At 72.9% G+C, this 16,601-nt stretch carries 10 protein-coding genes; 1 reads left to right on the top strand and 9 read right to left on the bottom strand.

Annotated elements, in window-relative coordinates; all coding sequences use genetic code 11:
* Positions 1 to 63: 63 nt before the first annotated feature.
* Positions 64 to 1,290: a hypothetical protein gene (locus tag ABIA38_RS38805; protein WP_424643666.1), complete on the bottom strand. Its 1,227-nt coding sequence runs from the start codon at positions 1,288 to 1,290 to the stop codon at positions 64 to 66.
* A gap of 277 nt (positions 1,291 to 1,567) precedes the next feature.
* Positions 1,568 to 3,157, bottom strand: a complete 1,590-nt coding sequence (gene guaA / locus ABIA38_RS38800) for a glutamine-hydrolyzing GMP synthase (protein WP_424643665.1) — start codon at positions 3,155 to 3,157, stop codon at positions 1,568 to 1,570.
* A 294-nt stretch (positions 3,158 to 3,451) separates the two neighbouring features.
* Between guaA and ABIA38_RS38795 the strand changes: the two genes are divergently transcribed.
* Complete coding sequence (locus ABIA38_RS38795) at positions 3,452 to 3,751, top strand: chorismate mutase (RefSeq protein ID WP_424643664.1); 300 nt, start codon at positions 3,452 to 3,454, stop codon at positions 3,749 to 3,751.
* A gap of 685 nt (positions 3,752 to 4,436) precedes the next feature.
* Here the strand turns inward: ABIA38_RS38795 and ABIA38_RS38790 are convergent.
* The 7 genes from ABIA38_RS38790 to ABIA38_RS38760 all read right to left on the bottom strand — a co-directional run bounded on the left by ABIA38_RS38790 (position 4,437) and on the right by ABIA38_RS38760 (position 16,579).
* A complete protein-coding gene (locus ABIA38_RS38790) occupies positions 4,437 to 6,020 on the bottom strand; it encodes a succinic semialdehyde dehydrogenase (protein WP_424643663.1) in 1,584 nt (527 codons plus the stop codon).
* 63 nt (positions 6,021 to 6,083) lie between these two features.
* Positions 6,084 to 7,466 (bottom strand): dihydrolipoyl dehydrogenase family protein, encoded by a 1,383-nt coding sequence (locus ABIA38_RS38785; protein WP_424643662.1) that lies wholly within the window; start codon positions 7,464 to 7,466, stop codon positions 6,084 to 6,086.
* A 66-nt stretch (positions 7,467 to 7,532) separates the two neighbouring features.
* Positions 7,533 to 9,371, bottom strand: coding sequence for a serine/threonine-protein kinase (locus tag ABIA38_RS38780; protein ID WP_424643661.1), 1,839 nt, complete (start codon positions 9,369 to 9,371; stop codon positions 7,533 to 7,535).
* A 301-nt stretch (positions 9,372 to 9,672) separates the two neighbouring features.
* Positions 9,673 to 11,346, bottom strand: a complete 1,674-nt coding sequence (locus ABIA38_RS38775; RefSeq protein ID WP_424643660.1) for a protein kinase domain-containing protein — start codon at positions 11,344 to 11,346, stop codon at positions 9,673 to 9,675.
* A gap of 175 nt (positions 11,347 to 11,521) precedes the next feature.
* Positions 11,522 to 13,363 (bottom strand): serine/threonine-protein kinase, encoded by a 1,842-nt coding sequence (locus tag ABIA38_RS38770; RefSeq protein WP_424643659.1) that lies wholly within the window; start codon positions 13,361 to 13,363, stop codon positions 11,522 to 11,524.
* A gap of 211 nt (positions 13,364 to 13,574) precedes the next feature.
* Positions 13,575 to 15,281 (bottom strand): glycerol-3-phosphate dehydrogenase/oxidase, encoded by a 1,707-nt coding sequence (locus ABIA38_RS38765; protein ID WP_424643658.1) that lies wholly within the window; start codon positions 15,279 to 15,281, stop codon positions 13,575 to 13,577.
* Between the two features lie 182 nt (positions 15,282 to 15,463).
* Positions 15,464 to 16,579, bottom strand: a complete 1,116-nt coding sequence (locus tag ABIA38_RS38760; RefSeq protein ID WP_424643657.1) for a GuaB3 family IMP dehydrogenase-related protein — start codon at positions 16,577 to 16,579, stop codon at positions 15,464 to 15,466.
* Between the last annotated feature and the right edge of the window lie 22 nt (positions 16,580 to 16,601).

The raw sequence follows: 16,601 nt of genomic DNA, 5'->3' as shown, positions 1-16,601 counted from the left end.
GTACGGGCACGAAATCGTGGGCCGGGCCGAGGAATTCGGCCCGGCCCACGGTGTCGTTCGGGGCTACATCTGACCCGCGATCTGGATCTCGTACGGCGCCGACTCCACGCCCGACGCGGACACCACACACAGCTCGACCCGACCCGGCTCCACGTCGACCGGGACCGGGACGACCACGCACGCGTCGGAGGGGTTGGCGAAGCCGGACTCGGCCGGGATCAGCGGGGCGTGCACGTGTACCGGGCCGAACTTGACCACCACGCGCGCCAGCACGTCCGCCTCGTGCGAGCCGCCCGCCGCCAGGTTGATCCCGCGCACCTCGATGTCGTCGCCCTGGCACACCGCCGAGTCCAGGTCGCCGCGGGTGCGTACGCGGACCACGGACAGGATCACCGGCCGGTCGTTCTCGGCCAGCTTGGCGGCCAGATAGGTGACCACGGAGATCACGGCGAGCGCGACCAGGGTGGCCGGGATGTCCGGGAGCCGGTCCGGGTCGCGGGCCAGGCCGACCACGACGAAGCCCACCGCGGCCAGGTTGACCAGCATGTACTGCGCGTCCACGAACGAGGCCCGGCCCGCGTCGTCGGTCACCAGGTCGCGCAGCGCGGCCTGGTCGGCGCGCAACTTCTGCAGGACCCGGCGGCCGACCTTGTCGCCGACGATGCGCCGAACCGCGACCGCGGCCAGCAGCGGCGCGGCCACCATGGTCAGCTGGTCCCCCGCGACATCGCCCAGCCGCTCCAGGAGCCGGTCCCGCGCACCGCCGCCGGAGGCCGAGGCGAGCCGCATGCCCAGGAACGCGAAGCAGTACATCAGCGTCACCATCCACAGCGCGGCGACCGCCTTGGAGGTGGACAGGCGCCCGTCCAGGCCCCGTACCGGCGCGAACACCCCGCCGCCGTCCCTGGCGGCCCAGCCGACCACGCTGAGCGCCCCCGCGACCACCACGGCCGCCACGATCCCGGCGGTACGCGCGCCGGTCCACCCCGCGCCGATCGCGGTGAGCGCCTGGACCAACACCAGGACGGCGACCAGGAACCACACCACGATCAGTGCCCGGCCGCCGAGCACGCGCAGCCAGGCCTTGCCCTGGGCCCGCCGCACGGTGGCCAAGTCCTGGGCGCGGCCCCGAAGTTCGTCGGAGATCCACTGGCGCGCGCCGCCGTCGGAGTGGGCGACCGCCGAGGGCACACCCTCCTTGCGGGCCAGGGCCCGCCGCAGCGTCTCGAAATCGGCGACGGTCCTGCGGTATTCCTCCCGGACCACGCAATGACAGTCCGGTCCGTGCACACCGACACCGTGCGCCACTTCGCCACGCCCTCCCCACCACCACATACGAACGTGCTCGTTCAGCGGCACATTGTGCCGCATCCGGAGGTGCTCGGATCGCCCCGGTCACGGGAGCCGACGGTTTGTCGAACGAACATCTGATGCAACGTCAACCCCCGTGCCCCACAAGGGCTCCCGCCGACCGCGCGGCGAACTCCCGGCGCCCCGCCGAGAACGCCGCCGGCCCCCGCCGAAAATCGCGCGGGGGCCGGGACGAACAGGGGCGAACGGGTGGGGGCTACTCCCACTCGATGGTGCCCGGGGGCTTGCTGGTGACGTCCAGCGTGACCCGGTTGATCTCGCGTACCTCGTTGGTGATCCGGTTGGAGATCCGGGCCAGTACGTCGTAGGGCAGGCGGGACCAGTCGGCCGTCATGGCGTCCTCGGAGGAGACCGGACGCAACACGATCGGGTGACCGTAGGTGCGGCCGTCGCCCTGGACGCCGACCGAGCGCACGTCCGCGAGCAGCACGACCGGGCACTGCCAGATCTCCCGGTCCAGACCGGCCCGGGACAGTTCCTCGCGCGCGATCGCGTCCGCCTCGCGCAGAATCTCCAGCCGGTCGGCGGTGACTTCGCCGATGATCCGAATGCCCAGGCCCGGGCCCGGGAACGGCTGGCGCCAGACGATCTCGGCCGGCAGGCCGAGCTGTTCGCCGACCGCGCGCACCTCGTCCTTGAACAGCTTGCGCAGCGGCTCGATCAGCTTGAACTGGAGGTCCTCGGGCAGCCCGCCGACGTTGTGGTGCGACTTGATGTTCGCGGTGCCGGTGCCGCCGCCGGACTCGACCACGTCCGGGTAGAGCGTGCCCTGGACCAGGAACTCGACCTCCTCGCCGTGCGCGCCCGCCTCGGCGACCACCTCGGCCGCGGCCTGCTCGAAGACCCGGATGAACTCGCGACCGATGATCTTTCGCTTCGCCTCGGGGTCGGTGACCCCGGCGAGCGCGGTCAAAAACCGCTCCTGCGCGTTCACCACCTTGAGCGAGACGCCGGTGGCCGCCACGTAGTCGCGCTCGACCTGCTCCGGCTCGTCCTTGCGCAGCAGCCCGTGGTCGACGAACACACAGGTGAGCTTGTCGCCCACGGCGCGCTGGACCAGCGCGGCGGCGACCGCGGAGTCGACGCCGCCGGACAGGCCGCAGATCACGTGCTTGGCGCCGACCCGCTCGCGGATCAGCTCGACCTGCTCCTCGACGATGTTGACCATCGTCCAGCTCGCCGCGAGCCCCGCGCCCACCTTCAGGAAGCGCTCCAGGATCGCCTGGCCGTGCTCGCTGTGCAGCACCTCGGGGTGGTACTGCACGCCGTAGAGCCGGGCCTGGTCGTTCTCGATCGCGGCGACGGGGGCACCCGCGCTGGTCGCGGTGACCGCGAAGCCGGCCGGGGCACCGGAGACCGAGTCGCCGTGCGACATCCACACCGACAACTCGGCGGGCAGCCCGTCGAACAGCGTGCTCGCCGGCTCGGTCACGGTCAGCGGCGTCGCGCCGAACTCGGCGAGCCCGGTCTTCTCGACCACCCCGCCCAGGGACTGCGCCATGGCCTGGAAGCCGTAGCAGATGCCGAGCACCGGGACGCCGGCCTCGAACAGCGCCGGGTCGATGCTGGGCGCCTCGTCCGCGTATACCGAGGAGGGGCCGCCGGAGAGGATGATCGCGGCGGGTCGCTTCGCGAGCATCTCCGCGACGGGCATGTCGTGCGGCACGATCTCGCTGTACACGCGCGCCTCGCGCACCCGGCGGGCGATGAGCTGGGCGTACTGGGCGCCGAAGTCGACGACGAGGACGGTCTCGGTGCCGCCCCCGTCCGGGCTGGCAAAGGTCACGAGGGGCCTTCCGGCGAAGCGAAAAAAGGGGTGGATGCCGATTCTACCGGCGTCGCCCGGGTGACCCCGGCTGGTGTCCGCGCCGGCGGGCCCGGCATACTGCCGCCATGTCCTCGTTCGGCGTGACGCACGCACAGCGCTTTAGCTATGGCACCGGGATCCCCGGCGCCGCCGTCACCGCCTGAACGAGTACAACCACAGGCAGACGAAGACGCCCCGGGTCCGGTACCCGGGGCGTCTTCGCGTTTTCCTGCTCGGGCCCCGGAGTGCGGACCCCCTCCGGAAGGCAGGCCCATGGAAGAGCTGGAAGAGACCGAGACCACCACGAACACCCCCTCCCCCGACGACGTGATCGCCGCGGGGCGGGCCCGCATCGACGACCTCGATCGCCGGATCATCGCGCTGATCACCGAGCGGGTGGACACGTCCGTGCAGATCCAGCGAGTCCGCGTCGAGGCGGGCGGCGCGCGGGTGCAGTTGTCCCGCGAGATGGAGGTCATCGCCCGCTACCGCGAGGGATTGGGCAAGCCGGGCACCACCGTGGCGCTGACCCTGCTCGAACTGTGCCGAGGCCGGGTCGGGTCGCAGGCGTAACCTCACCGCGCCGGCCGTCGTTGTGACTGATGGCCGGCCCGCTTGATGCGCGGGCCGGGCAACGCAAGGCCGCCGACGCGATGAGGCGCGCTCGACAGTGCGCCGTGGGACCTCGCGTTGGTGCCGTGACCGGGACGCAGGGGACAGCAACCGGTCACAACCCCGCCGGCGGCCGGTGTCGGGGACGCCCGACATCGGTCGCCGCGCCTTGGGCCGATCCGCGGATCGCCCCGGACGCGCCGGGTCTCGGCGGGTCCCACTCACCACGAAATCTGCGCACCGCGAAATCCGTGCAACGCGGATGTTTCCCGCCATAACTGCCGGCAGCGCCAAGAGTAGCGGGATTCCCCGGTGCCATCGGTGGTTCCGGGGAACCTCGAAACCGGCTCGTGGGCGTCCGGTTAGCGCAATTGATGATCATTAACCGGTCGATAGATGTCACTTTGCCCCGACTTGAGACTCCCACTTCACCGCTCCCCAACCACCGGGAATTCACCCTTCCGCATCGCCACGCCCGCGAGCCACACCACGCACCTCCCCAAAAGGGTCGACGGCGCGCGACATGGGTCGGTCGGGTGGGGGCGAGGGCAGGCGGCAGGAGCGGGGCGGGGCAGCGCGGCGCGCCGCACGCGACCCGACCCGACCCGGCTCGACCCGCGCGGCCAAGCGCAGCGGAGTGCAGCGTTCAGCGGACTCGTAGGGTCTTCAGGATCCGCAGGGACACGGTCAGGGTGCGGGCCCATCGTTCGTCGGTCATGCCGAACGGGGCGGTGATCGGGAGCAGGCGTTCGGTGGCCACCGTCTGGGCCTCGGTGAACTTGGTGATCCCCTCCATGCCGTGCCGCCGGCCCAGGCCCGAGTCGCCCATGCCCCCCATCGGCGCCCCCACGCTGCCGTAGGCCGCCGCGTAGCCCTCGTTGACGTTGACGGTGCCCGCGTGCAGTCGCCGGCCCAGCGCACCGCCGTGCCGGGTGTCACGGGTCCACACGCTCGCGTTGAGGCCGTAGGCGGTCGCATTGGCCCGAGTGACCACCTCTTCCTCCTCGGTGTAGCGATACACCGACACCACCGGGCCGAAGGTCTCCTCGGCACAGACCGCCATCTCGGCGGTCACGCTGGCCAGCACCGTCGGCTCGTAGAACAACGGGCCGAGGTCCGGACGCGCCTTGCCGCCGATCAGCACCCGGGCGCCCGCCGACCGGGCCTCGTCCACATGCCGGGTGACCGTGTCCAGTTGGCGGCGCGAGACCAGCGAGCCCATGTCGGTGTCCCACGCATAGCCCGCCGCCAGCTTCATGGTCTGGATCCGGGCCAGGAAACGGTCCACGAACGCGTCGTGGACGTCGGCGTGCACGTACATCCGCTCTATCGCTATGCACAACTGCCCGGCGGAGGAGAAGCACGCGCGCACCGCACCCTCCGCGGCCCGGTCCAGGTCCGCGTCCGGCAGCACGATCATCGCGTTCTTCCCGCCCAACTCCAGCGACGCGCCGACCAGCCGCGCCGCCGCCCGCTGCGCCACCTCGCGGCCGGTGCGCGTGGAGCCGGTGAAGCCGACGTAGTCCGCCGCCTCGACCACGGCGGTGCCGACCACCGGCCCGTCGCCGAGCACGATCTGCCACAGGTCCTCGGGCAGCCCGCACTCGATCAGCACGTCCTGCGCCCACAGCGCGGTCAGCGCCGTCTGCGTATCCGGCTTCATCACCACCGCGTTGCCCGCGATGAAGGCCGGGATCGCGTCGCCGATGGACAGCGCCAGCGGGTAGTTCCACGGCGTGACCAGGCCGACCACACCTTTGGGGTGACGTACCTCGATCGCCTTCGTCAACACCGGCAGCGCACCGGCCCGCCGCCGCTCGCGCAGATACCCCGCGGCCCGCCGACCGTAGTGCCGCGAGCACAGCGCGACGTCCAGCACCTCCTCGAAGGCGTGCTTGCGCGCCTTGCCGGTCTCGGTCTGGATGATGTCCAGAATCTCCGACTGCCGCTCCAGGACCTTGTCGTGGAAGCGCAGGAACACCGCGCAACGCTCGCGCACCGAGCGCTTGGCCCACGCGGTCTGCGCGAGCCGCGCGCGGGCGAACGCGGAGGTGACGTTCTCCGGGGTGGACTCGGGGAGTTCGGCAACCGGCGACCCGTCGAACGGACTGCGGGTGGTCACCATCGTCGGCACGGTGCCGGTCACCACCCGCCGGGCCAGCCGCGGGCCGGGCAGATCGGGCACGACGATCGAGGCTGCTGCGGGCGCGGGCGCTGCGATGTCCGTCATGCCACCAGCCTAGACAGCACTACTTGCCGGTAACAAGAAGTGGCGCCGCGATTGCGGGCCCACTCACGCGGTGTCGAGATCGGCCAGCGCCGACTCGATGGCGCGGTGATAGGTCGGGTACGCGTACATCATGTCCCGCAGCGTGGCCACCGGCACCGCCGCGCGGATCGCCACCACCAGCGCGCCCAGGATCTCGCCGCCGGCCGGACCGGCGGTGGTCGCGCCGACCAGGACACCGCGGTCGGCGTCCTCGATCACCTTCACGAAGCCCCGGGCGCCGGTGATGTGGCCGCGCGAGGAGGCGGCCAGGTCCGCGAGACCGATCCGGACGTTCAGCCCGGCGGCCCGGGCCTGATGCTCCGTCAGGCCGACCGCGCCGATCTCCGGATCGACGAACGTCACGCGCGGCAGCGCGCTGTGGTCCGCGTCGGGGCCCGCGTTGCCCAGGCCGGCCGCGTGCCGCACGGCCTTGGTCACGATCGCCGACTGGTACATCGCCACGTGGGTGAACGCGCCCTGCCCGGTGATGTCGCCGACCGCCCAGACCGCCGGCGGTGCGCCGCCGGGGTCGACGCGCAACTGCCCGTCCACCGGCAGGGCGTGCGCGTGCGGGTCCACGCCGAGCGCCTCGGCACCGAGCGCGACCAGGTCCACCCGGCGGCCGGTGGCCACCAGGAGCCGCTCCGCCTCGATCGCGCGGCCGTCCGACAGGGACAGGGTGAACAGCTTGCCGTCGTGCGCGACCCGCTCGGCGTGCGCACCGAGGTGGATCTCCACCCCGTCCTCGCGCAGCGCCCACGCGGCCAGGTCCGAGGACTCGGGATCCTCGACGGCCAACACCCGCTCGCCGCTCTCCACGATGGTCACCTGCGTGCCGAACCGGGCGAACACCTGGGCGAGTTCGAGGCCGATCGCGCCGCCGCCGAGCACCGCGAGCGAGCGCGGCGCCTCGGTCGCCTCGATCGCCTCGCGGTTGGTCCACAGCGGGGTGTCCGCGAGGCCCTCGATCGGCGGTACGAACGCCTTGGTGCCGGTGCCGACCACGATCGCGTGCCGGGCCCGGAAGCGCCGCACCCCATCCGCGCCGGTCGCCTCGACGGTGTCCACGCCGGTGATCCGGCCGCTGCCCCGGACGAAGGTCATCCCCTTGTCGACGAGCCGGTCCACGGCGGCCCGATCGTCCCAGTCGGCGGTCAGTTCGCGGACCCGCGCGGCGAGCCCCGACCAGTCGGGACGCTCCTGGTCGCGGGCCTTGGCCGCCGCGTACACCATCGCCTTGGACGGAATGCAGCCCCAGTACGGACATTCGCCGCCGACCAGGCCGTCCTCGATGCCGACGACGGTCAGCCCGGCCGAGGCCAGATTGCCGGCGACCGCCTCACCGCCGACGCCGAGACCGAGGACGATCACGTCGACGTCGATGTGCTCGGCGGGCTGCGGGCTCACGGGTACCTCCGGGGTGGGTCGGGTCGTTGGCACGGTACCCCGCGAGGTCCCGATGATTCGGCCGGACTAGCTCTGTTGGAAGTACGTGGCGGCCTTCTCGAACGCCTCGTGCGCCTTGGCCCAATCCGACTCGTACGACGCGACGTAGATCGCGTAGTCCGTGCCCTTGTCGGTGACGATGCCCAGGTCCATCGCGTGCGCGGAGTTCTTGGTGCCTGTCGCGAGCGGGTCGCCGTTCCAGGTGAACTCCCACACCGCTGCCTGCCAGTTCGCCCGGTAACCGGCATAGTCCTGGAGCTGGACCTGGCGGTAGTCCGGGTGGGCGACCTTGAAATCAACCTCGTTGGCGCGGAAGTTGGCGAGTGGATTCCTGCCGACCTTGGTCAGGCCGATCCGGATCAGCACCTTGTCGCCCAAGCGGTAGTCGATCTGGTCCTTCTGCTGCCCGGTGACCTCACGTTTGGCCCCGATCGGCACGAACAGGCTGAACCCCGCCGGGTCTCTGGTCCACGTGTAACCGGGCACCGTGGCCGGCGCGGCGGTGCCCTGCGGCGGCGGCTTGGCCGGCGGCAGCCCCGACGCGGTGGACGTGGTGGGGGACGAGGTGACCGGGGCGGACGACCCGCCCGGAGGTACCTGAGTGACCGATGAGGCCGGCCCCGACGAGGCCGGATCAGGCGTCGCCTTGTCGTCCTTCCCCTTGTCCTTCGTGACCAAAATCCCCACCACCACCCCGCCGACGATCAGCGCGACCACCAGGGCCACGACCGCGACGATCGGTCCGGTACGGCCGCGCCGGGGCGCCGGGGCCGAGTGGTGGGGCGGTATCGGCGGGTGGGTCGGTGGGCCGCCCGCCGGGGGCGCGCTGTGCGTCGGCGTCGGTTCGGCGGGCGGATACCCCGGCTGCGACCACGAGTTCGGCGGGGTGTTGCCGCCCGGGTGCTGGGCCGCGCCGGTGTCGTGGCCCGGCTGCGCGTGCTGGTGCGGGTCGTACGCCTTGGCCGGCGTGGTCGGCATGCCCGGGGCGACCGCCGGGGTCGGCGGCGGAGGCACCGCGTCGAACTGCCGGGACGGCGTCGAGTTCGCCACCTCGTGCAGGATCCGGGCACCCTCGTCGGCGTCCATCCGCAGCTCGGCGTCCTTGATCAACCAGCCCGCGATCACCGGTGCCAGGCCGCCCGCGTGCCGGGGCGGATCCGCCTCGTCGGTCAGGATCGCGTTCAGCGTGCTGATCATCGTGCCCCGGCGGAACGGGTTGCGGCCCTCGACCGCCATGTACAACACCACCGCCAACGACCACAGATCGGCGGCCAGCAGCGGGCGTTTGCCCTCGGCCCGCTCCGGCGCCAGGAAGTCGGGCGAGCCGACCAGCATGCCGGTCGTGGTGAGCGTCGCGGTGCCGGTCGCGGTGGCGATCCCGAAGTCGGTCAGCACCACCCGGCCATGCGAGGTGACCAGGATGTTCGCGGGCTTGACGTCGCGGTGCAGCACGCCCTTCGCATCGGCGGCGAGCAGCGCGTCGAGCACCTTCAGGCCCAGTTCGGCGGCGTCCGCCGGGGTCAGCGTGCCCTGCGTCTCCAGGATCTCGGCGAGCGACTGGGCCTCGACCAGTTCCATCACGATCCACGGGATGCCGCCGTCCTCGACCACGTCGTGGATGGTGACCACATTGGGATGGCCGATCCGGGCGGCGGAGCGGGCCTCGCGCAACGTGCGCTCGCGCGCGAGGTCCTTCTCCTCGTCGTCGAGGTGGTCGGGCAGCCGCAATTCCTTGATCGCGACATCGCGGTGCAACATCTCGTCCACGGCACGCCACACCGTGCCCATGCCACCTCGGCCGAGCATGGTGCCCAACCGGTAGCGCCCGCCGACGATCCGGCCGCGCGTGCCCCCGGTCTGTGCCACGTATCCTCCCCGCTTCGACCGGCGGTCCCGCCGGTCTCTCCAGACTAGAACCCGTCACATTAGAGGCGGCGGCCCCGGGTTCGGCGGGCGGATCGGCATCCCGGGGCGAGATCTCGCACCGCCGGCGGGTTCGGGTCGGCCGCCGGGCGCCGGGCGCACCCGCCTCACCGAGGGAACGCGGCCCGCCACGCCCAGGTTGCACACCCATCGCGCCGATGCCCGGCGCCGAAGGCGGCGGCCCGCCCGCGCCGGGTCCGCGCCGGGGGTTGCGGACACCGAACACACGCGCGACCGGCCCCGGTCAGTCCGTCGTGCTCGCGCCGCCCTGGTTCGGCGCCGCGCCGGTGGCCCCGCCGCCACCCTTCGACGGCTCGACCGGCGTCTTGCCGGTCGGCGCCGCCGACGTGGGCGGCCGGGTCGTGCTCGGCGGCCGGGTGGTCGGCGACTGCGAGGTGGGCGGCCGGGTGGTCTCCGAAGAGGTCTGCCTCGGGCCGCGGGTCGAGCCGGAGCCCTGGCTCGTGTTGCCGGACGTGCCGGTGTCCTTGTGCCCGGCCCCGCCGGACGGGCCGGTGGTATGCGCGACGTCCCTGCGGGTGCCGGTGCCCTGCGGGTTCGGGGCGAGCGGAGCGCCCGGCGACGCGGCGGGCTTGCCGCCGGAGTCCGAGCCGTCGCCACCGCCGCCGCCCTGGCCGCCCATCGCGGTCGGCACCCAGATCGCCAGCGCGGCCACGACCGCGGCGACCATGCCGCCGAACACGAAGGTCTTGCGCCGCTTCTTGGCCGCCGCGGCGGCGTCGGCGGCCGGGGCGCCGGTGCGCGCGCCGATCCGTACCGGGTTGGGCCGGTCGTCGGCGGTGGCCGAGCCGGGCACCGCGTCGGCGGGCGACCAGGCGGGCGACCCGGTCATCGGGTAGCCGCCGGACGGGCCGGCCGGATCGGCCCCACTCACCGCGCCGAACGGCGGTTCCGGGGTCGCCGGCGGCGCCTGCTGCCACGCGGGCGCCTGCGCCGGCCGGGGTTCGGCGCTCGACGGCGGCGGGGGCTGCCAGGACGAGCGGGTCACCCCGCGCACGCCGCCCGGATCCTCGACGGTCGCGGTGCCCGGCGGCAGCGGCGCGTCCACCGCCGGCTCGGGCTCGGGGGCGCCCGCGGCGACCATGGCGGCCATCAGGAGGCGTTCCGCGCCGTCCTCGTCGGCCCGCTCCAGCGGGTCCTTGCGCAGCAGGGCCTCGATCGCCGGCCACAACGCGTCCGACCGGCTCGGCGGCGCGGGTTCGTCGGTGAGCACCGCGCTGAGCGTGTCCATCGCGCCGCTGCGCCGGAACGGCGAGAACCCCTCCACCGCCTGGTACAGGGTCACCCCGAGGGACCACAGGTCCGAGGCCGGACCGGGCCGCCGCCCGAGCACTCGCTCCGGCGCCAGGTATTCCGGCGAACCGACCAGCATCCCGGTCGCGGTGAGCGTCACGGAGCCGGCCACGGTGGCGATGCCGAAGTCGGTCAATACGATCCGACCGCCGGGCGCCATCAGGATGTTGCTGGGCTTGACGTCCCGGTGCAGTACGTCCGCCGCGCGCGCGGCCCGCAGTGCGGCGAGCACCGCCAGGCCGACCTCGGCCGCCTCGTGCGGGGCCATCGGGCCCTCGGCCAGTACGTCGGTCAGCGAGGGGGCACGGACCAGTTCCATCACGATCCACGGGCGCCCGTCGTCCTCGGCGACGTCGAAGATGGTGACCACGTTGGGGTGGGTGATCCGGGCCGCGGCGCGGGCCTCGCGCAACGCGCGTTCGCAGCGTCCCCGGCTCTCCGTCTCGTCGAGGTCGTCCGGGATCCGGACCTCCTTGACCGCGACGTCGCGGCGCAACAACTCGTCGAAGGCGAGCCACACCGTGCCCATGCCACCGCGACCGAGCGGCTCGCCCAATCGATAGCGCCCATCCACCAGGCGGCCGTGCGAGCCGCTGTCGTGTGCCACGAGGTCCTCCCCAAGACCGTGGACACCACTCGATCCGCCCGTGCGGCGCGTCATTGGCGTCACGTATAGGACGTCCGACCCGCGCCGAAGGTTCCCCGAACACCCGTGGGAATCGGCCGAGTCCGGCCGGCGCGCGGCGCCGGCGCCGGGCGCGCCGCAGCTCCGCCGGCGCCGCTCAGCCTGCGATCGACAGGTGTTCGCGGGCGTGTGCGTAGTACGCCCCGGCCGTGCCCCACAGGTCGTCACGCCCACGTACGGTCAGCCAGTAGCGCACGCCCGACGTGGTACGCACCACCAGGTCCTTGCCGTGGTAGGTGGTCAGGTCCTGGCCCCGCCAGGCGTACTCCCACTCGGCGGCCTCGTGGCCCCGGTAGTCGATGGCCTGCAGGAGCAGGCGCTCGTAGTCCTCGCCGTCCAGCCGCTCGCGACCGCCGATGCTGCCGTGTTCGCGATGCGCGACCGATTCCTCCGGGGCCATCACGATGCCGCGGTCGACGGTGACCGTGACCGAGATCAGCCGGTCCGGATCGGTCACGGTGAGGCCGCTCTGGCTGTCCGTACACGTCCAGCCCTCCGGTACCGGCAGCGCGAAGCCCAGATCGGTCCGCCGCCGCCGGCGCAGTCGCGGTATCACCTTGTTGTCCACGAACGGGCCGACCACCAGACAGCCGCCGATCAGCGCGCCGACGATGATCGGATCAGGATTGATCTTCGCCGCCTCCAACGCCCCACCGGCGATCACCCCGAGCAACATCGCGATCGGCACCGACCGGGAGATCCGCCGATGCGGCAGCACCAGCCAGACACTCAGCGCCAGCGCGAGCAGCACGATCGTGTACATCCCGGTCCAGCTGCCGAACGCGGCCAGCCAGCGGGCGCCGGCGGCGGTGGCGATGCCGACCGACGTCAGGATGGTCGTCCAGTGCCGGAACCACCAGCGCGGCCAGCGCCGGTAGCGGGCCCGGAAGGCGCCGCCCTCGCGCGGCAGCCGCACATTGGTCAGCGTCTCGTCCCGGCTGCCCCGGTAGCCGCTCCCGCCGGCCTTGCCCGGCGGCCTCGGGGTGCGCGGACGCGTCGCGGCCGGGACCTGCGGATGGCCGGAGACCCGCACGCCGTGTCGGCGGACCGCGCCCGGCCGGGTCCGGTCCGGCACGAAGCGCTCCGAGGTCGGGCCGCCGGCCGGCGCCGGCATGCCCTCGACGATCTCCAGGAGCAGCTCGCGCACCCGGTCCGGCGAGCCGCGCTTGACCGGGTCCTTGACCATCAGCGCCTTGAGCACCGGGGTCAGCGGCCCGGCCAGGAAGATCTCCGGGAAGCGGCCCGCGGCCACCGCCGCCAGCGTGGCCGCGTGCGTGTTGCGCCGGAACGCCGGTCGGCCCTCGACCGCCTCGAACAACGTCGCGCCCAGCGACCACAGGTCGGCCGGCGGCCCCGGCGGCTCGCCCGCGATCTGCTCCGGTGCCAGGTATTCCGGTGAGCCGACCATCGCGCCGGACTGGGTGAGCGTGGCGCTGTCCTCGACCGTGGCGACCCCGAAATCGCTGAGCACCACCCGCCCGTTGCGGGCGAGCAGCACATTGGCGGGCTTGACGTCCCGGTGCAGCACCCCCGCCTCGTGCGCGGCCTCGAGCGCGGCGAGCAGCCGCAGCCCCAGCTCGGCCACCTGCTCGGGCGGGATCGGCCCCTCCTTGTCCAGCTCCTGGGCCAGCGACAGGCCGCGCACCAGCTCCATCACGATCCACGGCCGCCCGTCCTCCTCGGCCACGTCGAAGATGGTCACCACGTTCGGATGGTCGATCCGGGCCGCCGCGCGGGCCTCGCGCAACATCCGCGCACTCAACGTGCCGCGCTCGTCGTCGTCCACGTAGCGGGGCAGCCGCAACTCCTTGACCGCGACATCGCGGTCCAGCATGGTGTCGACGGCCCGCCATACCGTGCCCATGCCGCCCCGGCCCAGTTGATCACCCAGGCGGTATCGCCCCACCAGCAAACGCTCGGGTGCTTCCGGGTCGGTCAAGTCTCTCGCTCCCCATGCAGCCGCGGCCCCGCCGCGCGATCGGGTGGTTGCCCTTCCCATACTCCAGTCCGGCGGCTCGCGCGGTCCACCGGTTCGCGGACGAACCTCGCCGAAAGCCGCCGGGCGGCCCATCGGTGGAACGTGACGACGCCCGGGAAGGTGCCCACGAGGCCGCCCGATCAACCGGCCGCGCGCACCGGCCGCCCGGGCCTCACCCCGGCACGATGTCCTCCGCCCCCAGGCGCACCGCGTCCGCCGTGTGATCGTCGAGTTGTTCCTGCGAGGACCGCTCGGCCTCGATCCGCTTGAGGTAGTAGTCCACCTCCCGGCGCGACTGCTCCTCCGCCCAGCCCAGCACCCGGGCCATCAGCGCGGCACACGCGCGCGCGGCCCGGGCGCCCCGGTCGAACGTCTCGATCGACACCCGGGTCCGCCGATCCAGCACGTCGCCCAGATGCAGGGCACCTTCGTGGGTGCACGCGTACACCACCTCGGCGGCCAGATAGTCGTCCGCGCCGTCCAGCGGATACGCCAGCTCCGGGTCCTCGGCGATCAGCGCGAGCGGCTCCTCGATCAGCGACCCGTACCGGTTGAGCAGATGCTCCACCCGCGCCACGTGCAGCCCGGTCCGGGCCGCGATCGAGGCCCGCGCGTTCCACCACGCGGGATATCCCTCCGCGCCCGCCAGCGGCACCGACGCGGTACAACTCGGCGGCACCTTGCGGTCCAGGCCGTGTACGGCCGCGTCCACGGCGTCTGCGGCCATCACCCGATACGTCGTGTACTTGCCGCCCGCGACCACCACCAGGCCGGGCACCGGGTGGGCGACGGTGTGTTCGCGGGAGAGTTGCGAGGTGGCGTCCGACTCGCCCGCGAGCAGCGGCCGCAGGCCCGCGTACACGCCCTCGACGTCCTCGCGGGTCAGCGGCACCGCGAGCACCCGATTGACGTGGTCGAGCAGGTACTCGATGTCCGCCCGGCTGGCCGCCGGATGCACCTTGTCCAGCTCCCAGCGGGTGTCCGTGGTGCCCACGATCCAGTGCCGGCCCCACGGGATGACGAACAACACGCTCTTCTCGGTCCGCAGGATCAGGCCGGTCGAGGAGTGGATCCGGTCCCGGGGCACCACCAGGTGGATGCCCTTGGACGCGCGTACGTGGAACTGGCCGCGCTCGCCGACCATGGCCTGGGTCTCGTCGGTCCACACCCCGGTCGCGTTGACCACCTGGCCGGCCCGCACATCGAAGGTCTCGCCGGTCTCCATGTCCCGGACGCGCACCCCCACCACCCGCTCCCCCTCGCGCAGGAAGCCGATCACGCTCGCCCGCGAGGCGACCTGCGCCCCGTAGCCAGCGGCGGTGCGCACCAGGGTCAGCGCGTAGCGCGCGTCGTCCACCTGCGCGTCGTAGTACTGCACCGCGCCCACCAGCGCGTCCTTGCGCAACGCCGGGGCCAGCCGCAGTGCCTGACGCCGCGTCAGCTGCCGATGCCGAGGCAGCCCGGGATCGCGCCCGGCGGACAGCGCCATCGTGTCGTAGAGGGTCACCCCGGCCGTCACGTACGGCCGCTCCCACCCCCGATGGCGCAGCGGGTACAGGAACGGCACCGGCTTGACCAGGTGCGGCGCCAGCGTGCGCAGCAGCAGCCCGCGCTCGCGCAACGCCTCGCGCACCAGGGCGAAGTCGAGCATCTCCAGGTAGCGCAGCCCGCCGTGAATCAGCTTGCTGGACCTGCTGGAGGTGCCCGAGGCCCAGTCGCGCGCCTCGAGCAGGCCCACCGACAGGCCGCGCGTGACCGCGTCGAGCGCGGTGCCCGCGCCGACCACGCCGCCGCCCACCACGACCACGTCCAGCTCGTGTGCGGTCATCCGGCGCAGCGCCCGCGCACGCTCCCCCGGCCCCATCGCCGTGGTCCGCATCAGCCACCTCCGAAACCGATCATCACCCGCGGGACCGCTCGGGTGGGGCCGACGCGCCCCTCCCCGCATACCCAAAGCCGGACCGCGGCGACCCCACCGCGGGCCCCGACCCGGCCGCCGAGCCGGCCGAAACGCCGAACGGCCCCGAACACCGGTGGTGTTCGGGGCCGTTCGCGGGTGACTCAGTGTGCGGGCGAGACGGTGACCTCGACCTGCTGGAACTTCTTCAGCTCCGAGTAGCCGGTGGTGGCCATCGCCCGGCGCAGTGCGCCGAACAGGTTCATCGAACCGTCGGACACGTGCGAGGGGCCGAGCAGGATCTCCTCCAGGGTGCCCACCGCGCCCAGGTTCATCCGCCGGCCGCGGGGCAGCTCGGGGTGGTGCGCCTCCGAGCCCCAGTGGTGTCCGGCGCCGGGCGCGTCACTGGCCCGGGCCAGGGCCGAGCCGATCATCACCGCGTCGGCGCCGCACGCGACCGCCTTGGCGATGTCGCCGCTGCGGCCCACGCTGCCGTCCGCGACCACGTGTACGTACCGACCGCCCGACTCGTCGAGGTAGTCGCGCCGGGCCTCGGCCACGTCCGCCACCGCCGTGGCCATCGGTACCGCGACGCCGAGCACACTGCGGGTGGTGTGCGCCGCGCCGCCGCCGAAGCCGACCAAAACGCCCGCCGCGCCGGCCCGCATCAGGTGCAGGGCGCCCTGGTAGGTGGCACAACCACCGACGATCACCGGCACGTCGAGGTCGTAGATGAACTGCTTGAGGTTGAGCGGCTCGGCCCGCCCGGACACATGCTCGGCGGAGACCGTGGTGCCGCGGATGACGAACACGTCCACGCCGGCGTCGATCACGGCCTTGTGGTACTGCGCGGTGCGCTGCGGCGAGAGCGCCGCGGCGGTGACCACGCCCGAGTCGCGGATCTGCTTGATCCGCGCGCCGATCAGCTCCTCCTTGATCGGCTCGGCGTAGATCTCCTGCATCCGCCGGGTCGCCGCGTCCTCGCCGAGCGAGCCGATCTCCTCGATCAGCGGCGTCGGGTCCTCGTAGCGCGTCCACAGGCCCTCGAGGTTGAGCACGCCCAGGCCGCCCATGCGGCCGACCTCGATCGCGGTCTGCGGCGACACCACACTGTCCATCGGCGCGGTCAGAAACGGCAGCTCGAACCGGTACGCGTCGATCTGCCACGCGATCGAGACCTCTTCGGGGTCCCGGGTCCGCCGGCTGGGGACGATGGCGACGTCGTCGAAGTGATAGGCACGCCGGCCACGCTTGCCCCGGCCGATTTCGACCTCAGTCACGTTGCGCCTCTCCTGCTGGAAT

Source organism: Embleya sp. AB8 (genome assembly GCF_049739465.1).
Taxonomy (GTDB): domain Bacteria; phylum Actinomycetota; class Actinomycetes; order Streptomycetales; family Streptomycetaceae; genus Embleya.
Note: the sequence above shows the minus strand (reverse complement) of the source record. Positions and strands in the feature narration are given on the sequence as shown.

Coding starts and splice junctions, on each gene's coding strand:
- ABIA38_RS38795 (WP_424643664.1), top strand. CDS start 3,452: ATGGAAGAGCTGGAAGAGACCGAGACCACCACGAACACCCCCTCCCCC.
- ABIA38_RS38790 (WP_424643663.1), bottom strand. CDS start 6,020: ATGACGGACATCGCAGCGCCCGCGCCCGCAGCAGCCTCGATCGTCGTG.
- ABIA38_RS38765 (WP_424643658.1), bottom strand. CDS start 15,281: ATGCGGACCACGGCGATGGGGCCGGGGGAGCGTGCGCGGGCGCTGCGC.